This window comes from Streptomyces sp. NPDC059668 (genome assembly GCF_042734135.1).
Classification (GTDB): domain Bacteria; phylum Actinomycetota; class Actinomycetes; order Streptomycetales; family Streptomycetaceae; genus Streptomyces.
This window is the reverse complement of sequence record NZ_JBHWEL010000128.1, coordinates 1-14,879: the sequence shown is the minus strand read 5'-3', so window position 1 is coordinate 14,879 and position 14,879 is coordinate 1. Positions and strand designations below refer to the sequence as shown.

At 70.5% G+C, this 14,879-nt stretch carries 14 protein-coding genes; 13 read left to right on the top strand and 1 reads right to left on the bottom strand.

What is annotated here, in order from left to right:
- Positions 1–133 precede the first annotated feature (133 nt).
- Entirely contained in the window at positions 134–634 is a 501-nt protein-coding gene (gene bldD, locus ACFV2J_RS41675; RefSeq protein ID WP_148007825.1) for a transcriptional regulator BldD, read from the bottom strand.
- A 253-nt stretch (positions 635–887) separates the two neighbouring features.
- On the opposite strand from bldD, the gene pyrR reads away from it, so the two are divergent.
- The 13 genes from pyrR to metK form a co-directional block, all read left to right on the top strand.
- Entirely contained in the window at positions 888–1,478 is a 591-nt protein-coding gene (gene pyrR, locus ACFV2J_RS41670; protein ID WP_153291676.1) for a bifunctional pyr operon transcriptional regulator/uracil phosphoribosyltransferase PyrR, read from the top strand.
- Positions 1,479–1,609: 131 nt separating this feature from the next.
- On the top strand, positions 1,610–2,587 hold the full coding sequence (locus ACFV2J_RS41665; RefSeq protein ID WP_385090959.1) for an aspartate carbamoyltransferase catalytic subunit: 978 nt from the start codon (positions 1,610–1,612) through the stop codon (positions 2,585–2,587).
- 5 nt (positions 2,588–2,592) lie between these two features.
- The gene (locus ACFV2J_RS41660) at positions 2,593–3,879 is read left to right on the top strand and encodes a dihydroorotase (protein WP_385090956.1); all 1,287 of its coding nucleotides are present in this window, start codon (positions 2,593–2,595) and stop codon (positions 3,877–3,879) included.
- A gap of 14 nt (positions 3,880–3,893) precedes the next feature.
- Positions 3,894–4,457, top strand: coding sequence for a hypothetical protein (locus ACFV2J_RS41655; RefSeq protein ID WP_385090962.1), 564 nt, complete (start codon positions 3,894–3,896; stop codon positions 4,455–4,457).
- Complete coding sequence (gene carA, locus ACFV2J_RS41650; protein WP_385090953.1) at positions 4,454–5,611, top strand: glutamine-hydrolyzing carbamoyl-phosphate synthase small subunit; 1,158 nt, start codon at positions 4,454–4,456, stop codon at positions 5,609–5,611. The genes ACFV2J_RS41655 and carA overlap by 4 nt, the downstream gene beginning before the upstream one ends.
- A complete protein-coding gene (gene carB, locus ACFV2J_RS41645) occupies positions 5,604–8,912 on the top strand; it encodes a carbamoyl-phosphate synthase large subunit (RefSeq protein ID WP_385090950.1) in 3,309 nt (1,102 codons plus the stop codon). Before carA ends, carB begins: the two co-directional genes overlap by 8 nt.
- A gap of 71 nt (positions 8,913–8,983) precedes the next feature.
- Positions 8,984–10,090, top strand: a complete 1,107-nt coding sequence (locus ACFV2J_RS41640) for a quinone-dependent dihydroorotate dehydrogenase (RefSeq protein ID WP_385090947.1) — start codon at positions 8,984–8,986, stop codon at positions 10,088–10,090.
- Positions 10,087–10,929, top strand: a complete 843-nt coding sequence (gene pyrF, locus ACFV2J_RS41635) for an orotidine-5'-phosphate decarboxylase (RefSeq protein ID WP_385090944.1) — start codon at positions 10,087–10,089, stop codon at positions 10,927–10,929. The genes ACFV2J_RS41640 and pyrF overlap by 4 nt, the downstream gene beginning before the upstream one ends.
- A 366-nt stretch (positions 10,930–11,295) precedes the next feature.
- On the top strand, positions 11,296–11,619 hold the full coding sequence (locus ACFV2J_RS41630; RefSeq protein ID WP_016638838.1) for an integration host factor: 324 nt from the start codon (positions 11,296–11,298) through the stop codon (positions 11,617–11,619).
- 37 nt (positions 11,620–11,656) lie between these two features.
- On the top strand, positions 11,657–12,214 hold the full coding sequence (gmk, locus tag ACFV2J_RS41625) for a guanylate kinase (protein WP_385097251.1): 558 nt from the start codon (positions 11,657–11,659) through the stop codon (positions 12,212–12,214).
- A gap of 37 nt (positions 12,215–12,251) precedes the next feature.
- On the top strand, positions 12,252–12,524 hold the full coding sequence (rpoZ, locus tag ACFV2J_RS41620) for a DNA-directed RNA polymerase subunit omega (protein WP_003982715.1): 273 nt from the start codon (positions 12,252–12,254) through the stop codon (positions 12,522–12,524).
- 114 nt (positions 12,525–12,638) lie between these two features.
- Positions 12,639–13,841 carry a bifunctional phosphopantothenoylcysteine decarboxylase/phosphopantothenate--cysteine ligase CoaBC gene (gene coaBC / locus ACFV2J_RS41615; RefSeq protein ID WP_385443684.1) on the top strand — a complete coding sequence of 401 codons (1,203 nt, stop codon included), beginning with the start codon at positions 12,639–12,641 and terminating at the stop codon, positions 13,839–13,841.
- A gap of 241 nt (positions 13,842–14,082) precedes the next feature.
- On the top strand, positions 14,083–14,879 hold a 797-nt coding region (metK, locus tag ACFV2J_RS41610; RefSeq protein ID WP_365770269.1), incomplete at its 3' end, for a methionine adenosyltransferase.

Sequence of the window (14,879 nt, the reverse complement as noted above, 5' to 3'; positions counted from 1 at the left end):
CGCGGGGCGGCGGGCCGCGGGCGCGCCGCGCGCTGCTGGCGCCCCCCCCCCCTCCGCCCGCGGGGGGGGGGCGCCACCCCCCCCCCGTCCCCCCCCCCCCGGCGGCACGTTTCTGCTGAGCTGTCCGAAGGGGTCAGACCTCTTCGTGGGCGACGGCGCGGCGCGCGTCGGCGTCCAGCACACCCCAGCTGATCAGCTGCTCGGTGAGGACCGAGGGCGACTGGTCGTAGATGACGGCGAGGGTGCGCAGGTCGTCCTGGCGGATCGAGAGCACCTTGCCGTTGTAGTCACCGCGCTGCGACTGGATCGTCGCGGCGTAGCGCTGGAGGGGTCCCGCCTTCTCGGCCGGCACATGGGCCAGGCGCTCCAGGTCCAGGACGAGCTTCGGCGGCGGCTCGGCGGCCCCGCCGGGAGTGGTGCCGGGCAGCAACTCCTGCACGGGGACACCGTAGAAATCGGCCAGTTCGGCAAGACGCTGCACGGTCACGGCACGGTCGCCTCGCTCGTAGGAACCGACCACGACCGCCTTCCAGCGTCCCTGGGACTTCTCCTCGACTCCGTGGAGGGAAAGGCCCTGCTGGGTGCGGATGGCCCGGAGCTTGGCCCCGAGCTGTTTGGCGTATTCGCTGGACATATAGCTCCCCGGACGCTGTATCAACGTGCGGCTCGGCCGCGCGGCTGGTGACTCTGGTGACTCACTGTGAGGTTACGCAGCGTTACTCTCCCCCGTCAAGCCGAATGGTCCGGACCCGGCGCTCCGCAGGGGTCACCCGGGGTGGCTCAAAGGGGGGTGATCAGGCGCGTTGCGGGGCTGGTACCGTGGATGGCGCAAATCCGACGTCCTTTAATGATCCGTCCCGTGAGGCGGAGAAGGAGGTCCGTTTCGTATGGACTCTGAGCATGACAAGCAGCAGTACGCGGCCGGTGCCCGGCCCGTTCTCGAAGGCCCCGACATTGCGCGGGTGCTGACCCGCATCGCCCACGAGATCGTCGAGCGCGCCAAGGGCGCCGACGACGTGGTGCTCCTCGGCATCCCGACCCGGGGCGTCTTCCTGGCCCGCAGGCTGGCCGACAAGCTCGCGGAGATCACCGGCCGCAAGATCCCGGTGGGCTCGCTCGACATCACGATGTACCGCGACGACCTGCGCATGCATCCGCCGCGGGCGCTGGCCCGTACCGAGATCCCCGGCGACGGCATCGACGGCCGGCTGGTCGTCCTCGTGGACGACGTGCTCTTCTCGGGGCGCACGATCCGCGCCGCGCTGGACGCGCTGAACGACATCGGCCGCCCGCGCGCCGTGCAGCTCGCGGTCCTCGTCGACCGCGGCCACCGCGAACTGCCCATCCGTGCCGACTACGTCGGCAAGAACCTCCCCACGTCGCTGCGGGAGACGGTCAAGGTCCAGCTCGCCGAGGAGGACGGTCGCGACACCGTGCTGCTCGGTGCGAAGCGGATCTCCCCGGACGCACAGCAGTAGCACTCCGGCGTCCGTCACCGCGGTACGCCCATCGAGTGCGCCTGCGCGCCCGCACGCCCGCCGCGGCGCTTCCGGGGCACACCCCCGCGGCGCCCGCCTCCCGAACTGAACTGCCTTACGGAGCCTGACAGATGCAGCGTCATCTCATCTCGGCCGCCGACCTCACCCGCGACGACGCCGTCCTGATCCTCGACACCGCCGAGGAGATGGCCCGGGTCGCCGACCGGCCTATCAAGAAGCTGCCGACCCTGCGCGGCCGCACCGTGGTCAACCTCTTCTTCGAGGACTCGACCCGCACCCGGATCTCCTTCGAGGCCGCCGAGAAGCGCCTCTCCGCGGACGTCATCAACTTCACCGCCAAGGGATCGAGCGTCTCCAAGGGCGAGTCCCTCAAGGACACCGCCCAGACCCTCGAGGCCATGGGCGTCGACGCCGTCGTCATCCGGCACGGCGCCTCCGGAGCCCCGTACCGGCTCGCCACCTCCGGCTGGATCGACGCCGCCGTGATCAACGCGGGCGACGGGACCCACCAGCACCCCACCCAGGCCCTGCTGGACGCCTTCACCATGCGCCGCCGCCTGGTCGGCCGCGACGCCGGGATCGGCCAGGACCTGGCCGGCCGGCGCATCACGATCGTCGGTGACGTCCTGCACAGCCGCGTCGCCCGCTCCAACGTCGACCTGCTGCACACCCTCGGCGCCGAGGTCACCCTCGTCGCCCCGCCGACCCTGGTACCGGTCGGCGTCGAGTCGTGGCCCTGCGACATCTCGTACGACCTCGACAGCACGCTCGCCAAGTCCGACGCGGTGATGATGCTGCGCGTCCAGCGCGAACGCATGAACGCGGCGTTCTTCCCGACCGAGCGCGAGTACTCGCGGCGCTACGGCCTCGACGGCGACCGCATGGCGAAGATGCCCGAGCACGCCATCGTGATGCACCCCGGCCCGATGGTCCGCGGCATGGAGATCACCGCCGAGGTGGCCGACTCCGACCGCTGCACCGTCGTGGAGCAGGTCGCCAACGGCGTCTCCATCCGCATGGCCGTCCTGTACCTCCTGCTGGGCGGCAACGAGCCCGCCGTCACCCACACCCGCACCGAGGAGAAGTAAGAAGAATGAGCAAGATCCTGATCCGTGGTGCGAAGGTGCTCGGCGGCGAGCCGCAGGACGTCCTGATCGACGGCGACACGATCGCCGCGGTCGGCACCGGACTGTCCGCCGAGGGCGCCGAGGTCGTCGAGGCGGACGGCAAGGTGCTCCTGCCGGGCCTCGTCGACCTGCACACCCATCTGCGCGAGCCCGGCCGTGAGGACTCCGAGACCGTCCTGACCGGCACCAGGGCGGCGGCGAGCGGCGGCTACACCGCGGTGTTCGCCATGGCCAACACCTTCCCGGTCGCCGACACCGCCGGTGTTGTCGAGCAGGTCTACCGGCTCGGCCAGGAGCACGGCTACTGCGACGTGCAGCCCATCGGCGCCGTCACGGTCGGCCTGGAGGGCAGGAAGCTCGCCGAACTCGGCGCCATGCACGAGTCCGCCGCCGGCGTCACGGTCTTCTCGGACGACGGCAAGTGCGTGGACGACGCGGTGATCATGCGCCGGGCGCTGGAGTACGTGAAGGCCTTCGGCGGCGTCGTCGCCCAGCACGCGCAGGAGCCCCGACTCACCGAGGGCGCCCAGATGAACGAGGGCGTCGTCTCCGCCGAGCTCGGCCTCGGCGGCTGGCCGGCGGTGGCCGAGGAGTCGATCATCGCCCGGGACGTCCTGCTCGCCGAGCACGTCGGCTCGCGCGTCCACATCTGCCACCTGTCGACCGCCGGCAGCGTCGAGATCGTGCGCTGGGCCAAGTCCCGCGGCATCGACGTGACCGCCGAGGTCACCCCGCACCACCTCCTCCTCACCGACGAACTGGTCCGCACCTACGACCCGGTCTACAAGGTCAACCCGCCGCTGCGGACCGAGCGCGACGTGGCGGCCCTGCGCGAGGCGCTCGCCGACGGCACCATCGACATCGTCGCCACCGACCACGCGCCGCACCCGCACGAGGACAAGGACTGCGAGTGGGCCGCCGCCGCCATGGGCATGGTGGGCCTGGAGACCGCGCTGTCCGTCGTCCAGCAGACGATGGTCGACACCGGCCTGCTCGACTGGGCCGGCGTCGCCGACCGGATGTCCTCCGCACCCGCCCGCATCGGCCGGGCCGACGGGCACGGCCGTCCCGTCTCGGCAGGCGAGCCCGCGAACCTCACACTCGTCGACACCGCATACCGTGGGTCCGTGGACCCCGCGGGCTTCGCCTCGCGCAGCCGCAACACCCCCTACGAGGGCCGTGAGCTGCCGGGCCGGGTCACCCACACCTGGCTGCGGGGCAAGGCCACCCTCGTAGACGGGAAGCTCGCGTGACACCTCTCATCCCGATGGCCGCCTCCCTGGCAGCCGAACAGAAGTCGGCCGAAGTGACCGACTGGGCCGCCCGGATCGGCTGGCTCGTCGGACTCGCCCTCTTCGTCGCCCTCGTCTACTGGCTGATGCGTGAGGGCTGGAAGTGGCGCGGCACCCTCCAGGGCGACCTGCCGGAGCTGCCTGGAGTGCCGGACGACCCCGGTCCGGCGAGACTGGCCATGAGCGGCCGCTACCACGGCTCCACCACCGCCGGGCAGTGGCTCGACCGCATCGTCGCGCACGGCCTGGGCACCCGCAGCCGGGTCGAGCTCACCCTCACGGACGCGGGACTGGACGTCGTACGCCCCGGAGCGGCGGACTTCTTCGTCCCCGCCGAGGCACTGCGCGAGGCCCGGCTCGACAAGGGCATCGCCGGCAAGGTCCTCACCGAGGGCGGCCTGCTCGTCGTCACCTGGGCGCACGGCGACCGGCTGATCGACTCCGGCTTCCGTTCCGACCGCGCGGCCGAGCACGGCGAGTGGGTCGACACCCTGAACAACATGATCAGCAAGAGCACCGACACGGAAGGCGCACGATGACGACCTCCATCCAGGGAGCCGCCTCGCAGAGGCACAAGGCGGCTCCCGCCGTACTCGTCCTGGAGGACGGCCGGACCTTCCGCGGCCGCGCCTACGGGGCCGTGGGGGTGACCTTCGGCGAGGCCGTGTTCTCCACCGGGATGACCGGCTACCAGGAGACCCTCACCGACCCGTCGTACCACCGTCAGGTCGTCGTCATGACCGCCCCGCACGTCGGCAACACCGGTGTCAACGACGAGGACCCCGAGTCGCGGCGGATCTGGGTCGCCGGCTACGTCGTCCGCGACCCCGCGCGCGTGCCCTCCAACTGGCGCTCCCGCCGCTCGCTCGACGAGGAGCTGCGCCACCAGGGCGTCGTCGGCATCAGCGGCATCGACACCCGCGCCCTCACCCGCCACCTGCGCGAGCGCGGCGCCATGCGGGTCGGCATCTTCTCCGGCAACGCGCTGCCCGACGAGGGCACCATGCTCGCCGAGGTGCGCCAGGCGCCCGAGATGCAGGGCGCGAACCTCGCCGCCGAGGTCGCCACCAAGGAGACGTACGTCGTCCCCGCGATCGGCGAGAAGAGGTTCACCGTCGCCGCCGTGGACCTGGGCATCAAGGGCATGACCCCGCACCGGATGGCCGAGCGCGGCATCGAGGTGCACGTACTGCCCGCCACGGCCACCGCCGAGGACGTCTACGCCGTGAACCCGGACGGCGTCTTCTTCTCCAACGGCCCAGGTGACCCCGCCACCGCCGACGGACCGGTCTCCGTCATGCAGGAGGTCCTCGCCCGGAGGACGCCCCTGTTCGGCATCTGCTTCGGCAACCAGATCCTCGGCCGCGCGCTCGGCTTCGGCACCTACAAGCTCAAGTACGGCCACCGGGGCATCAACCAGCCCGTGCAGGACCGTACGACCGGCAAGGTCGAGGTCACCGCGCACAACCACGGCTTCGCCGTGGACGCGCCGCTCGACAAGGTCTCCGAGACCCCCTACGGCCGCGCCGAGGTCTCCCACGTCTGCCTGAACGACCAGGTCGTCGAGGGACTCCACCTCCTCGACCAGCCGGCCTTCAGCGTCCAGTACCACCCCGAAGCGGCAGCCGGCCCGCACGACGCCGCCTACCTGTTCGACCGCTTCGTATCCCTGATGGAGGGCCAGCGTGCCTAAGCGCACCGATATCCAGTCCGTCCTGGTCATCGGCTCCGGCCCGATCGTCATCGGCCAGGCCGCCGAGTTCGACTACTCCGGCACCCAGGCCTGCCGCGTCCTGCGCGCCGAGGGCCTCAGGGTCGTCCTGGTCAACTCCAACCCGGCGACGATCATGACCGACCCGGAGATCGCCGACGCCACCTACGTCGAGCCGATCACCCCGGAGTTCGTCGAGAAGATCATCGCCAAGGAGCGGCCGGACGCGCTGCTGCCCACCCTCGGCGGTCAGACGGCCCTCAACACGGCCATCTCGCTGCACGACGCCGGAACCCTCGACAAGTACGGCGTCGAACTCATCGGCGCCAACGTCGAGGCGATCAACAAGGGCGAGGACCGCGAGCTCTTCAAGGGCGTCGTCGAGGCCGTCCGCGCGAAGATCGGGCACGGCGAGTCCGCCCGCTCCGTCATCTGCCACTCCATGGACGACGTGATCGCGGGCGTCGAGACGCTCGGCGGCTACCCCGTCGTCGTCCGCCCCTCCTTCACCATGGGCGGAGCCGGCTCCGGTTTCGCCCACGACGAGGAGGAGCTGCGCCGCATCGCGGGCCAGGGCCTGACGCTCTCCCCGACCACCGAGGTGCTCCTGGAGGAGTCCATCCTCGGCTGGAAGGAGTACGAGCTGGAGCTGATGCGCGACAAGCACGACAACGTCGTGGTCGTCTGCTCCATCGAGAACTTCGACCCCATGGGCGTGCACACCGGCGACTCGATCACCGTCGCCCCGGCGATGACGCTCACCGACCGCGAGTACCAGGTCCTGCGCGACGTCGGCATCGCCGTCATCCGCGAGGTCGGCGTCGACACGGGCGGCTGCAACATCCAGTTCGCGGTGAACCCCGAGGACGGCCGGGTGATCGTCATCGAGATGAACCCGCGTGTCTCCCGCTCCTCGGCGCTCGCCTCCAAGGCGACCGGCTTCCCGATCGCCAAGATCGCCGCCAAGCTCGCCGTCGGCTACACGCTCGACGAGATCCCGAACGACATCACCGAGCAGACCCCGGCGTCCTTCGAACCGACGCTCGACTACGTGGTGGTCAAGGCCCCGCGCTTCGCCTTCGAGAAGTTCCCGAGCGCCGACTCCACCCTCACCACGACCATGAAGTCGGTCGGCGAGGCCATGGCGATCGGCCGCAACTTCACCGAGGCCCTGCAGAAGGCACTGCGGTCGCTGGAGAAGAAGGGCTCGCAGTTCACCTTCGTGGGCGAGCCGGGCGACAAGGCCGAACTGCTGGCCGAGGCCGTGCGGCCGACCGACGGGCGCATCAACTCCGTCATGCAGGCCATCCGCGCGGGCGCCACGCCCGAGGAGGTCTTCGAGTCGACGAAGATCGACCCGTGGTTCGTGGACCAGCTCTTCCTGATCAAGGAGATCGCGGACGAGCTGGCCGGCGCGGACAAGCTCCACCCCGAACTGCTCGCCGAGGCCAAGCGGCACGGCTTCTCCGACGCCCAGATCGCCGAGATCCGCGGGCTGCGCGAGGACGTCGTGCGCGAGGTGCGGCACGCGCTGGGCGTGCGCCCCGTGTACAAGACGGTCGACACCTGCGCCGCCGAGTTCGCGGCGAAGACGCCGTACTTCTACTCCTCCTACGACGAGGAGACCGAGGTCGCCCCGCGCGAGAAGCCCGCGGTCATCATCCTGGGCTCCGGCCCGAACCGCATCGGCCAGGGCATCGAGTTCGACTACTCCTGCGTCCACGCCTCCTTCGCGCTCAGCGACGCGGGCTACGAGACCGTGATGGTCAACTGCAACCCCGAGACCGTCTCCACCGACTACGACACCTCCGACCGCCTGTACTTCGAGCCGCTGACGCTGGAGGACGTCCTGGAGATCGTGCACGCGGAGACCCTCGCCGGTCCGGTCGCGGGCGTCATCGTGCAGCTCGGCGGCCAGACCCCGCTGGGCCTTTCACAGGCGCTCAAGGACAACGGTGTGCCGGTCGTGGGCACGTCCCCCGAGGCCATCCACGCCGCCGAGGACCGCGGCGCCTTCGGGCGGGTCCTGGCCGAGGCGGGCCTGCCGGCCCCCAAGCACGGCACGGCCACGACGTTCGCCGAGGCCAAGGCCATCGCCGACGAGATCGGCTACCCCGTCCTCGTACGGCCCTCGTACGTCCTCGGCGGCCGCGGCATGGAGATCGTCTACGACGAGATCCGGCTGTCCTCCTACATCGCCGAGTCGACCGAGATCAGCCCCTCCCGGCCGGTCCTGGTCGACCGCTTCCTCGACGACGCGATCGAGATCGACGTCGACGCGCTCTACGACGGCGAGGAGCTCTACCTCGGCGGCGTCATGGAGCACATCGAGGAGGCCGGCATCCACTCCGGCGACTCCGCGTGCGCCCTGCCGCCGATCACCCTCGGCGGGTTCGACATCAAGCGCCTGCGGGCCTCCACGGAGGCCATCGCCAAGGGCGTCGGCGTCCGCGGCCTGATCAACATCCAGTTCGCCATGGCGGGCGACATCCTGTACGTCCTGGAGGCCAACCCGCGCGCCTCACGCACCGTCCCCTTCACCTCGAAGGCGACCGCGGTGCCGCTGGCGAAGGCCGCCGCCCGGATCTCGCTGGGCGCGACCGTGGCGCAGCTGCGGGCCGAGGGGCTGCTCCCGGCCCACGGCGACGGCGGCGAACTGCCCCTCGACGCGCCGATCTCCGTCAAGGAGGCCGTCATGCCGTGGTCGCGCTTCCGCGACATCCACGGGCGCGGCGTGGACACCGTCCTCGGCCCGGAGATGCGCTCCACGGGCGAGGTCATGGGCATCGACTCGGTGTTCGGCACCGCCTACGCCAAGTCGCAGGCGGCCGCGTACGGTCCGCTGCCGACCAAGGGCCGCGCCTTCATCTCGGTCGCCAACCGCGACAAGCGTTCGATGATCTTCCCGGCGCGCGAGCTCGTCGCCCACGGCTTCGAGCTGCTCGCCACGTCCGGCACGGCCGAGGTGCTCAAGCGCAACGGCATCAATGCCACGGTCGTGCGCAAGCAGTCCGAGGGCACCGGCCCGAACGGCGAGCGGACCATCGTCCAGCTCATCCACGACGGCGAGGTCGACCTCATCGTCAACACCCCGTACGGCACCGGCGGCCGCCTCGACGGCTACGAGATCCGTACGGCCGCCGTGGCGCGGTCCGTGCCCTGCCTGACGACGGTCCAGGCGCTGGCCGCCGCCGTCCAGGGCATCGACGCGCTCAACCACGGCGACGTGGGCGTGCGCTCCCTCCAGGAACACGCCGAACATCTGACCGCGGCCCGCGACTAGCAGCCCGGAGAGGGGGACACCGGAAACGGTGTCCCCCTCTTCGTGAGGGCTCCACGTCTTCGTGAGGACACATGTACAAGATCTTCTTCAACCTCGTCTTCAGGCGGATGGACCCTGAGCGGGCCCATCACCTCGCCTTCCGCTGGATCCGGCTCGCCGCCCGCGTCCCCGTCCTGCGCACCTTCGTCGCCGCCGCGCTCGCCCCCCGCTTCGAGGAACTGCGCACCGAGGCGTTCGGGCTGCGCATGCACGGCCCCTTCGGGCTCGCGGCCGGCTTCGACAAGAACGCCGTCGCCGTCGACGGGATGTCGATGCTCGGCTTCGACCACATCGAGATCGGCACGGTGACGGGGGAGCCGCAGCCGGGCAACCCCAGGAAGCGGCTGTTCCGGCTGGTACCGGACCGGGCGCTGATCAACCGCATGGGGTTCAACAACGAGGGCTCCGCGGCCGTCTCGGAGCGCCTGGCGGCCCGTACGCCCGTCTTCAGGACCGTCGTCGGCGTCAACATCGGCAAGACCAAGGCCGTCCCCGAGGCCGAGGCCGTCGGCGACTACGTGAAGTCGGCCGAGCGGCTCGCCCGGCACGCCGACTACCTCGTGGTCAACGTGAGCTCCCCGAACACCCCCGGTCTGCGCGACCTCCAGGCCACGGAGGCGCTGCGGCCCCTGCTGAGCGCCGTCCGCGAGGCCGCCGACCGTGCCGTGACCGACCGGCGGGTGCCGCTCCTCGTCAAGATCGCCCCCGACCTCGCCGACGAGGACGTCGACGCGGTCGCCGACCTCGCCGTCGAACTCGGTCTGGACGGGATCATCGCCACGAACACCACCATCGCGCGCGAAGGACTCGGTCTGAAGTCCGAACCCTCCCTCGTCAAGGAGACCGGCGGCCTCTCCGGCGCGCCGCTGAAGGCACGCTCCCTGGAGGTGCTGAGCCGCCTCTACGCGCGCGTGGGCGACCGCATCACCCTGGTGGGCGTGGGCGGCGTCGAGAACGCCGAGGACGCCTGGCAGCGCATCCTGGCCGGCGCCACGCTGGTCCAGGGGTACAGCGCCTTCGTCTACGAGGGTCCCTTCTGGGCCCGCGGGATCCACAAGGGCCTCGCCGCGCGCCTGCGGACGAGCCCCTACGCCACCCTCGCCGACGCGGTCGGCGCCGACGTGAGGAAGTCCGTATGAGCCCGGAACCCTTCGGAGCACGCCTGCGCCGCGCCATGGACGAGCGCGGCCCCCTGTGCGTCGGCATCGACCCGCACGCCTCCCTGCTCGCCGACTGGGGCCTGAGCGACGACGTCGCCGGACTGGAGCGCTTCAGCCGCACCGTCGTCGAGGCGCTGGCCGAGCGGGTCGCGGTCCTCAAGCCGCAGAGCGCGTTCTTCGAGCGGTTCGGCTCGCGCGGGATCGCCGTGCTGGAGAAGTCGGTCGAGCAGGCGCGGGAGGCCGGGGCGCTGGTCGTCATGGACGCCAAGCGCGGCGACATCGGTTCGACCATGGCCGCGTACGCGGAGACCTTCCTGCGCAAGGACGCGCCGCTGTTCTCCGACGCGCTGACCGTGTCGCCCTACCTGGGCTACGGCTCGCTGAGGCCCGCGGTGGAGCTGGCGCGCGAGAGCGGTGCCGGGCTCTTCGTGCTCGCCCTCACCTCCAACCCGGAGGGCGGCGAGGTACAGCACGCCCTCCGTGCGGACGGCCGTACGGTCGGGGCGACCGTGCTGGCCCACCTCGCCGCCGAGAACGCCGGGGAGACGCCCCTGGGGTCCTTCGGCGCGGTCGTCGGCGCCACCCTGGGTGATCTCTCCTCCTACGACCTGGACATCAACGGACCGCTTCTGGCACCGGGAATCGGCGCCCAGGGGGCCACCGCGGCCGATCTCGCGGGAGTCTTCGGCGCGGCGGTGCGCAACGTCGTCCCGAACGTGAGCCGGGGTGTTCTTCGTCACGGTCCCGACGTTCTCGCGCTGCGGGAGTCCGCGGACCGCTTCGCGGAGGAGATCAGGTCCGCGGTCGAGGCCGCCTGAGCCGCACTTTCCGGGTCCTATCGGGGCCTTCGGGACCCCGCGCCGGCCTCCCGCGGGTCCTCGGGGGCCCCTCCGCAGTCCTCCGATGACTGCGTCCGGAGCGGCCCGCGTCTGAATACATCCTCAAATCCTGGGCAGTATGTCGCAAATGCCCGGCTCCAGGGAGGCTGACCAGGACTTTTCCGCTGTTCTCGCTGACTCTGGCGGACTTGCCCGCTAGTCTCCGTCGAGTGGGGGCACCTCCCACGCCCTCTAGGTAAGTGGGGGAGAACGGGCAAGCGTGTTGCTCGCAGCTCCCCAGGTGTGGGGCGACTAGGTTCCTCACCGGTCCGTATCCGACAGTTCGACATCCGAGGTGACGTAGGCGTGGCTCTTCCGCCCCTTACCCCTGAACAGCGCGCAGCCGCGCTCGAAAAGGCCGCCGCGGCTCGCCGGGAGCGGGCCGAGGTCAAGAATCGACTCAAGCACTCCGGCGCCTCCCTTCACGAGGTCATCAAGCAGGGCCAGGAGAACGACGTCATCGGCAAGATGAAGGTCTCCGCTCTCCTCGAGTCCCTGCCGGGCGTGGGCAAGGTCCGCGCCAAGCAGATCATGGAGCGACTCGGGATCTCCGAGAGCCGCCGCGTGCGCGGTCTCGGCTCGAACCAGATCGCCTCCTTGGAGCGTGAGTTCGGCGGTTCCGGCGCCTGAGTCCTGGGCACTCCGGGATTGCTGGAATAATCGCTGCATGAGTGAACGTCCGCGGCTGACCGTGCTCTCCGGCCCCTCAGGGGTCGGCAAGAGCACGGTCGTCGCTCATATGCGCAAGGAACACCCCGAGGTCTGGCTCTCGGTGTCGGCGACGACCCGTAAGCCGCGCCCCGGTGAGAAGCACGGGGTCCACTACTTCTTCGTCTCGGACGAGGAGATGGACAAGCTGATCGCCAACGGCGAGCTCCTGGAGTGGGCCGAATTCGCCGGCAACCGGTACGGCACACCCCGCGCGGCCGTCCTCGAACACCTGGAGACGGGTGTGCCGGTCCTGCTGGAGATCGACCTCCAGGGCGCCCGGCAGGTCCGCGAGTCCATGCCCGAGGCACTGCTCGTGTTCCTGGCTCCGCCCTCCTGGGAGGAGCTGGTGCGCAGGCTCACCGGGCGGGGCACCGAACCGCCCGAGGTGATCGAGCGCCGTCTGGAGGCAGCCAAGATCGAACTGGCGGCCGAACCGGAGTTCGACACCACCCTGGTCAACACCTCCGTCGAGGACGTGGCGCGTGAGCTGCTAGCCTTGATGGAAGTTGTTTGATATTTCAGGTCAATTTCCACCTTTCGGAAGGCAGAGCGTGTCCTCTTCCATCACCGCTCCCGAGGGCATCATCAACCCTCCGATCGACGAGCTCCTCGAGGCCACCGACTCGAAGTACAGCCTCGTGATCTACGCGGCCAAGCGCGCCCGTCAGATCAACGCGTACTACTCGCAGCTCGGCGAGGGCCTCCTCGAGTACGTCGGTCCGCTCGTCGACACCCACGTCCACGAGAAGCCGCTCTCCATCGCCCTGCGCGAGATCAACGCGGGTCTGCTGACGTCCGAGGCCGTCGAGGGCCCCGCGCAGTAGTCCGCCGCTTCACTTCATCCCGGGCCCGGCAGTACGACTGCCGGGCCCGTGGTGTGTCATGGAGTCGTACGTCTTCGAGCCGGGGCGTACGGATGTCGAGTGTGGGGAGGCCCGGTGGACAAGCCGAAGGTCGTGCTGGGGGTCAGCGGTGGCATCGCCGCGTACAAGGCGTGCGAGCTGCTGCGCAGGCTGACGGAGTCGGGGCACGACGTGCGGGTCGTACCGACCGCGTCGGCTCTGCACTTCGTGGGCGCGGCCACCTGGTCCGCGCTCTCCGGGCACCCGGTCTCCACCGAGGTCTGGTCGGACGTCCACGAGGTCCCGCACGTCCGTATCGGGCAGCACGCGGACCTGGTGGTGGTGGCCCCCGCGACGGCCGACATGCTCGCCAAGGCCGCCCACGGCCTCGCCGACGACCTCCTCACCAACACCCTGCTCACCGCCCGCTGCCCGGTCGTCTTCGCGCCCGCCATGCACACCGAGATGTGGGAGCACCCGGCCACCCAGGAGAACGTGGCGACGCTCCGCCGCCGCGGCGCCGTCGTCATCGAGCCCGCGGTGGGCCGCCTGACCGGCGTGGACACCGGCAAGGGCCGGCTGCCCGACCCCACGGAGATCTTCGAGGTCTGCCGCCGGGTGCTGGCGCGGGGCGTGCGGGAGCCCGACCTCGCCGGCCGCCATGTCGTCGTCAGCGCCGGCGGTACCCGCGAACCGCTCGACCCCGTCCGCTTCCTCGGCAACCGTTCCTCCGGCAAACAGGGATACGCCCTCGCCCGCACGGCGGCCGCACGAGGGGCCCGGGTGACGCTGATCGCCGCGAACACCGGACTGCCGGACCCGGCGGGCGTGGACGTGGTGCGGGTGGGCACGGCCGTGCAGCTGCGCGAGGCGGTGCTCAAGGCGACCCCGGACGCCGACGCCGTGGTGATGGCCGCGGCCGTGGCGGACTTCCGCCCCGCCGCCTACGCGGCGGGGAAGATCAAGAAGAAGGACGGCCAGGAACCGGAGCCGATCGTCCTGGTCCGTAATCCGGACATCCTCGCCGAGATCTCGGCGGACCGGCCCCGCCCCGGCCAGGTCGTGGTCGGATTCGCCGCCGAGACGGACGACGTCCTCGCCAACGGCCGCGCGAAACTGGAGCGCAAGGGATGCGATCTCCTCGTGGTGAACGAGGTGGGGGAGCGCAGGACCTTCGGCTCCGAGGAGAACGAGGCCGTGGTGCTGGGCGCCGACGGAAGCGAGACCGCGGTGCCGTACGGACCGAAGGAAGCCCTGGCCGAGACCGTGTGGGATCTGGTGACACGCCGTCTGCCGTAGGGGTGCGTGTCACCTGAACGGGTGCCTCCGTCCGCGCGGAATTCGTTCGGGGTGACCCTGGCGGAGAGCGATCTCCGTGGCGCAGAATGCCCGTGCCGCAGGTCACAGCGCTTCCGAGAAGCGAGACAGGGGGGCCTGCCGGCGAGCGCGACCGATAAACTGTTCTCGGACGACGCCGGGCGCAGCTCCCGTCCCGTCCGCCAATGATCAGCCAGCAGCCGCTGCAACCACAGGGAGCGTTGTGTCCCGTCGCCTGTTCACCTCGGAGTCCGTGACCGAGGGCCACCCCGACAAGATCGCTGACCAGATCAGCGACACCATTCTCGACGCGCTTCTGCGGGAGGACCCGACGTCCCGGGTCGCCGTGGAGACGTTGATCACGACCGGCCTGGTGCACGTGGCCGGAGAGGTCACGACCAAGGCGTACGCGCCGATCGCCCAGCTGGTCCGGGACAAGATCCTGGAGATCGGCTACGACTCGTCGAAGAAGGGCTTCGACGGCGCTTCGTGCGGTGTCTCGGTGTCGATCGGCTCCCAGTCCCCGGACATCGCGCAGGGCGTGGACACGGCGTACGAGTCCCGCGTCGAGGGTGACGAGGACGAGCTCGACAAGCAGGGCGCGGGCGACCAGGGACTGATGTTCGGGTACGCGACGGACGAGACCCCCAACCTGATGCCGCTGCCGATCCACCTGGCGCACCGGCTCTCCCGCCGTCTGTCCGAGGTGCGCAAGAACGGCACGATCCCCTACCTCCGTCCCGACGGAAAGACCCAGGTCACCATCGAGTACGACGGTGACAAGGCGGTCCGTCTGGACACGGTCGTGGTCTCCTCGCAGCACGCGAGCGACATCGACCTGGACTCGCTGCTCGCGCCCGACATCCGCGAGTTCGTGGTGGAGCCGGAGCTCAAGGCCCTCCTCGACGACGGCATCAAGCTGGAGACCGAGGGCTACCGCCTGCTGGTCAACCCGACCGGCCGCTTCGAGATCGGCGGCCCGATGGGCGACGCCGGCCTGACCGGCCGCAAGATCATCAT

Excerpts from the sequence above, each read along its gene's own strand:
- bldD (WP_148007825.1), bottom strand. The coding sequence starts at position 634 with ATGTCCAGCGAATACGCCAAACAGCTCGGGGCCAAGCTCCGGGCCATC.
- pyrR (WP_153291676.1), top strand. The coding sequence starts at position 888 with ATGGACTCTGAGCATGACAAGCAGCAGTACGCGGCCGGTGCCCGGCCC.
- ACFV2J_RS41665 (WP_385090959.1), top strand. The coding sequence starts at position 1,610 with ATGCAGCGTCATCTCATCTCGGCCGCCGACCTCACCCGCGACGACGCC.
- ACFV2J_RS41660 (WP_385090956.1), top strand. The coding sequence starts at position 2,593 with ATGAGCAAGATCCTGATCCGTGGTGCGAAGGTGCTCGGCGGCGAGCCG.
- ACFV2J_RS41655 (WP_385090962.1), top strand. The coding sequence starts at position 3,894 with ATGGCCGCCTCCCTGGCAGCCGAACAGAAGTCGGCCGAAGTGACCGAC.
- carA (WP_385090953.1), top strand. The coding sequence starts at position 4,454 with ATGACGACCTCCATCCAGGGAGCCGCCTCGCAGAGGCACAAGGCGGCT.
- ACFV2J_RS41640 (WP_385090947.1), top strand. The coding sequence starts at position 8,984 with ATGTACAAGATCTTCTTCAACCTCGTCTTCAGGCGGATGGACCCTGAG.
- pyrF (WP_385090944.1), top strand. The coding sequence starts at position 10,087 with ATGAGCCCGGAACCCTTCGGAGCACGCCTGCGCCGCGCCATGGACGAG.
- gmk (WP_385097251.1), top strand. The coding sequence starts at position 11,657 with ATGAGTGAACGTCCGCGGCTGACCGTGCTCTCCGGCCCCTCAGGGGTC.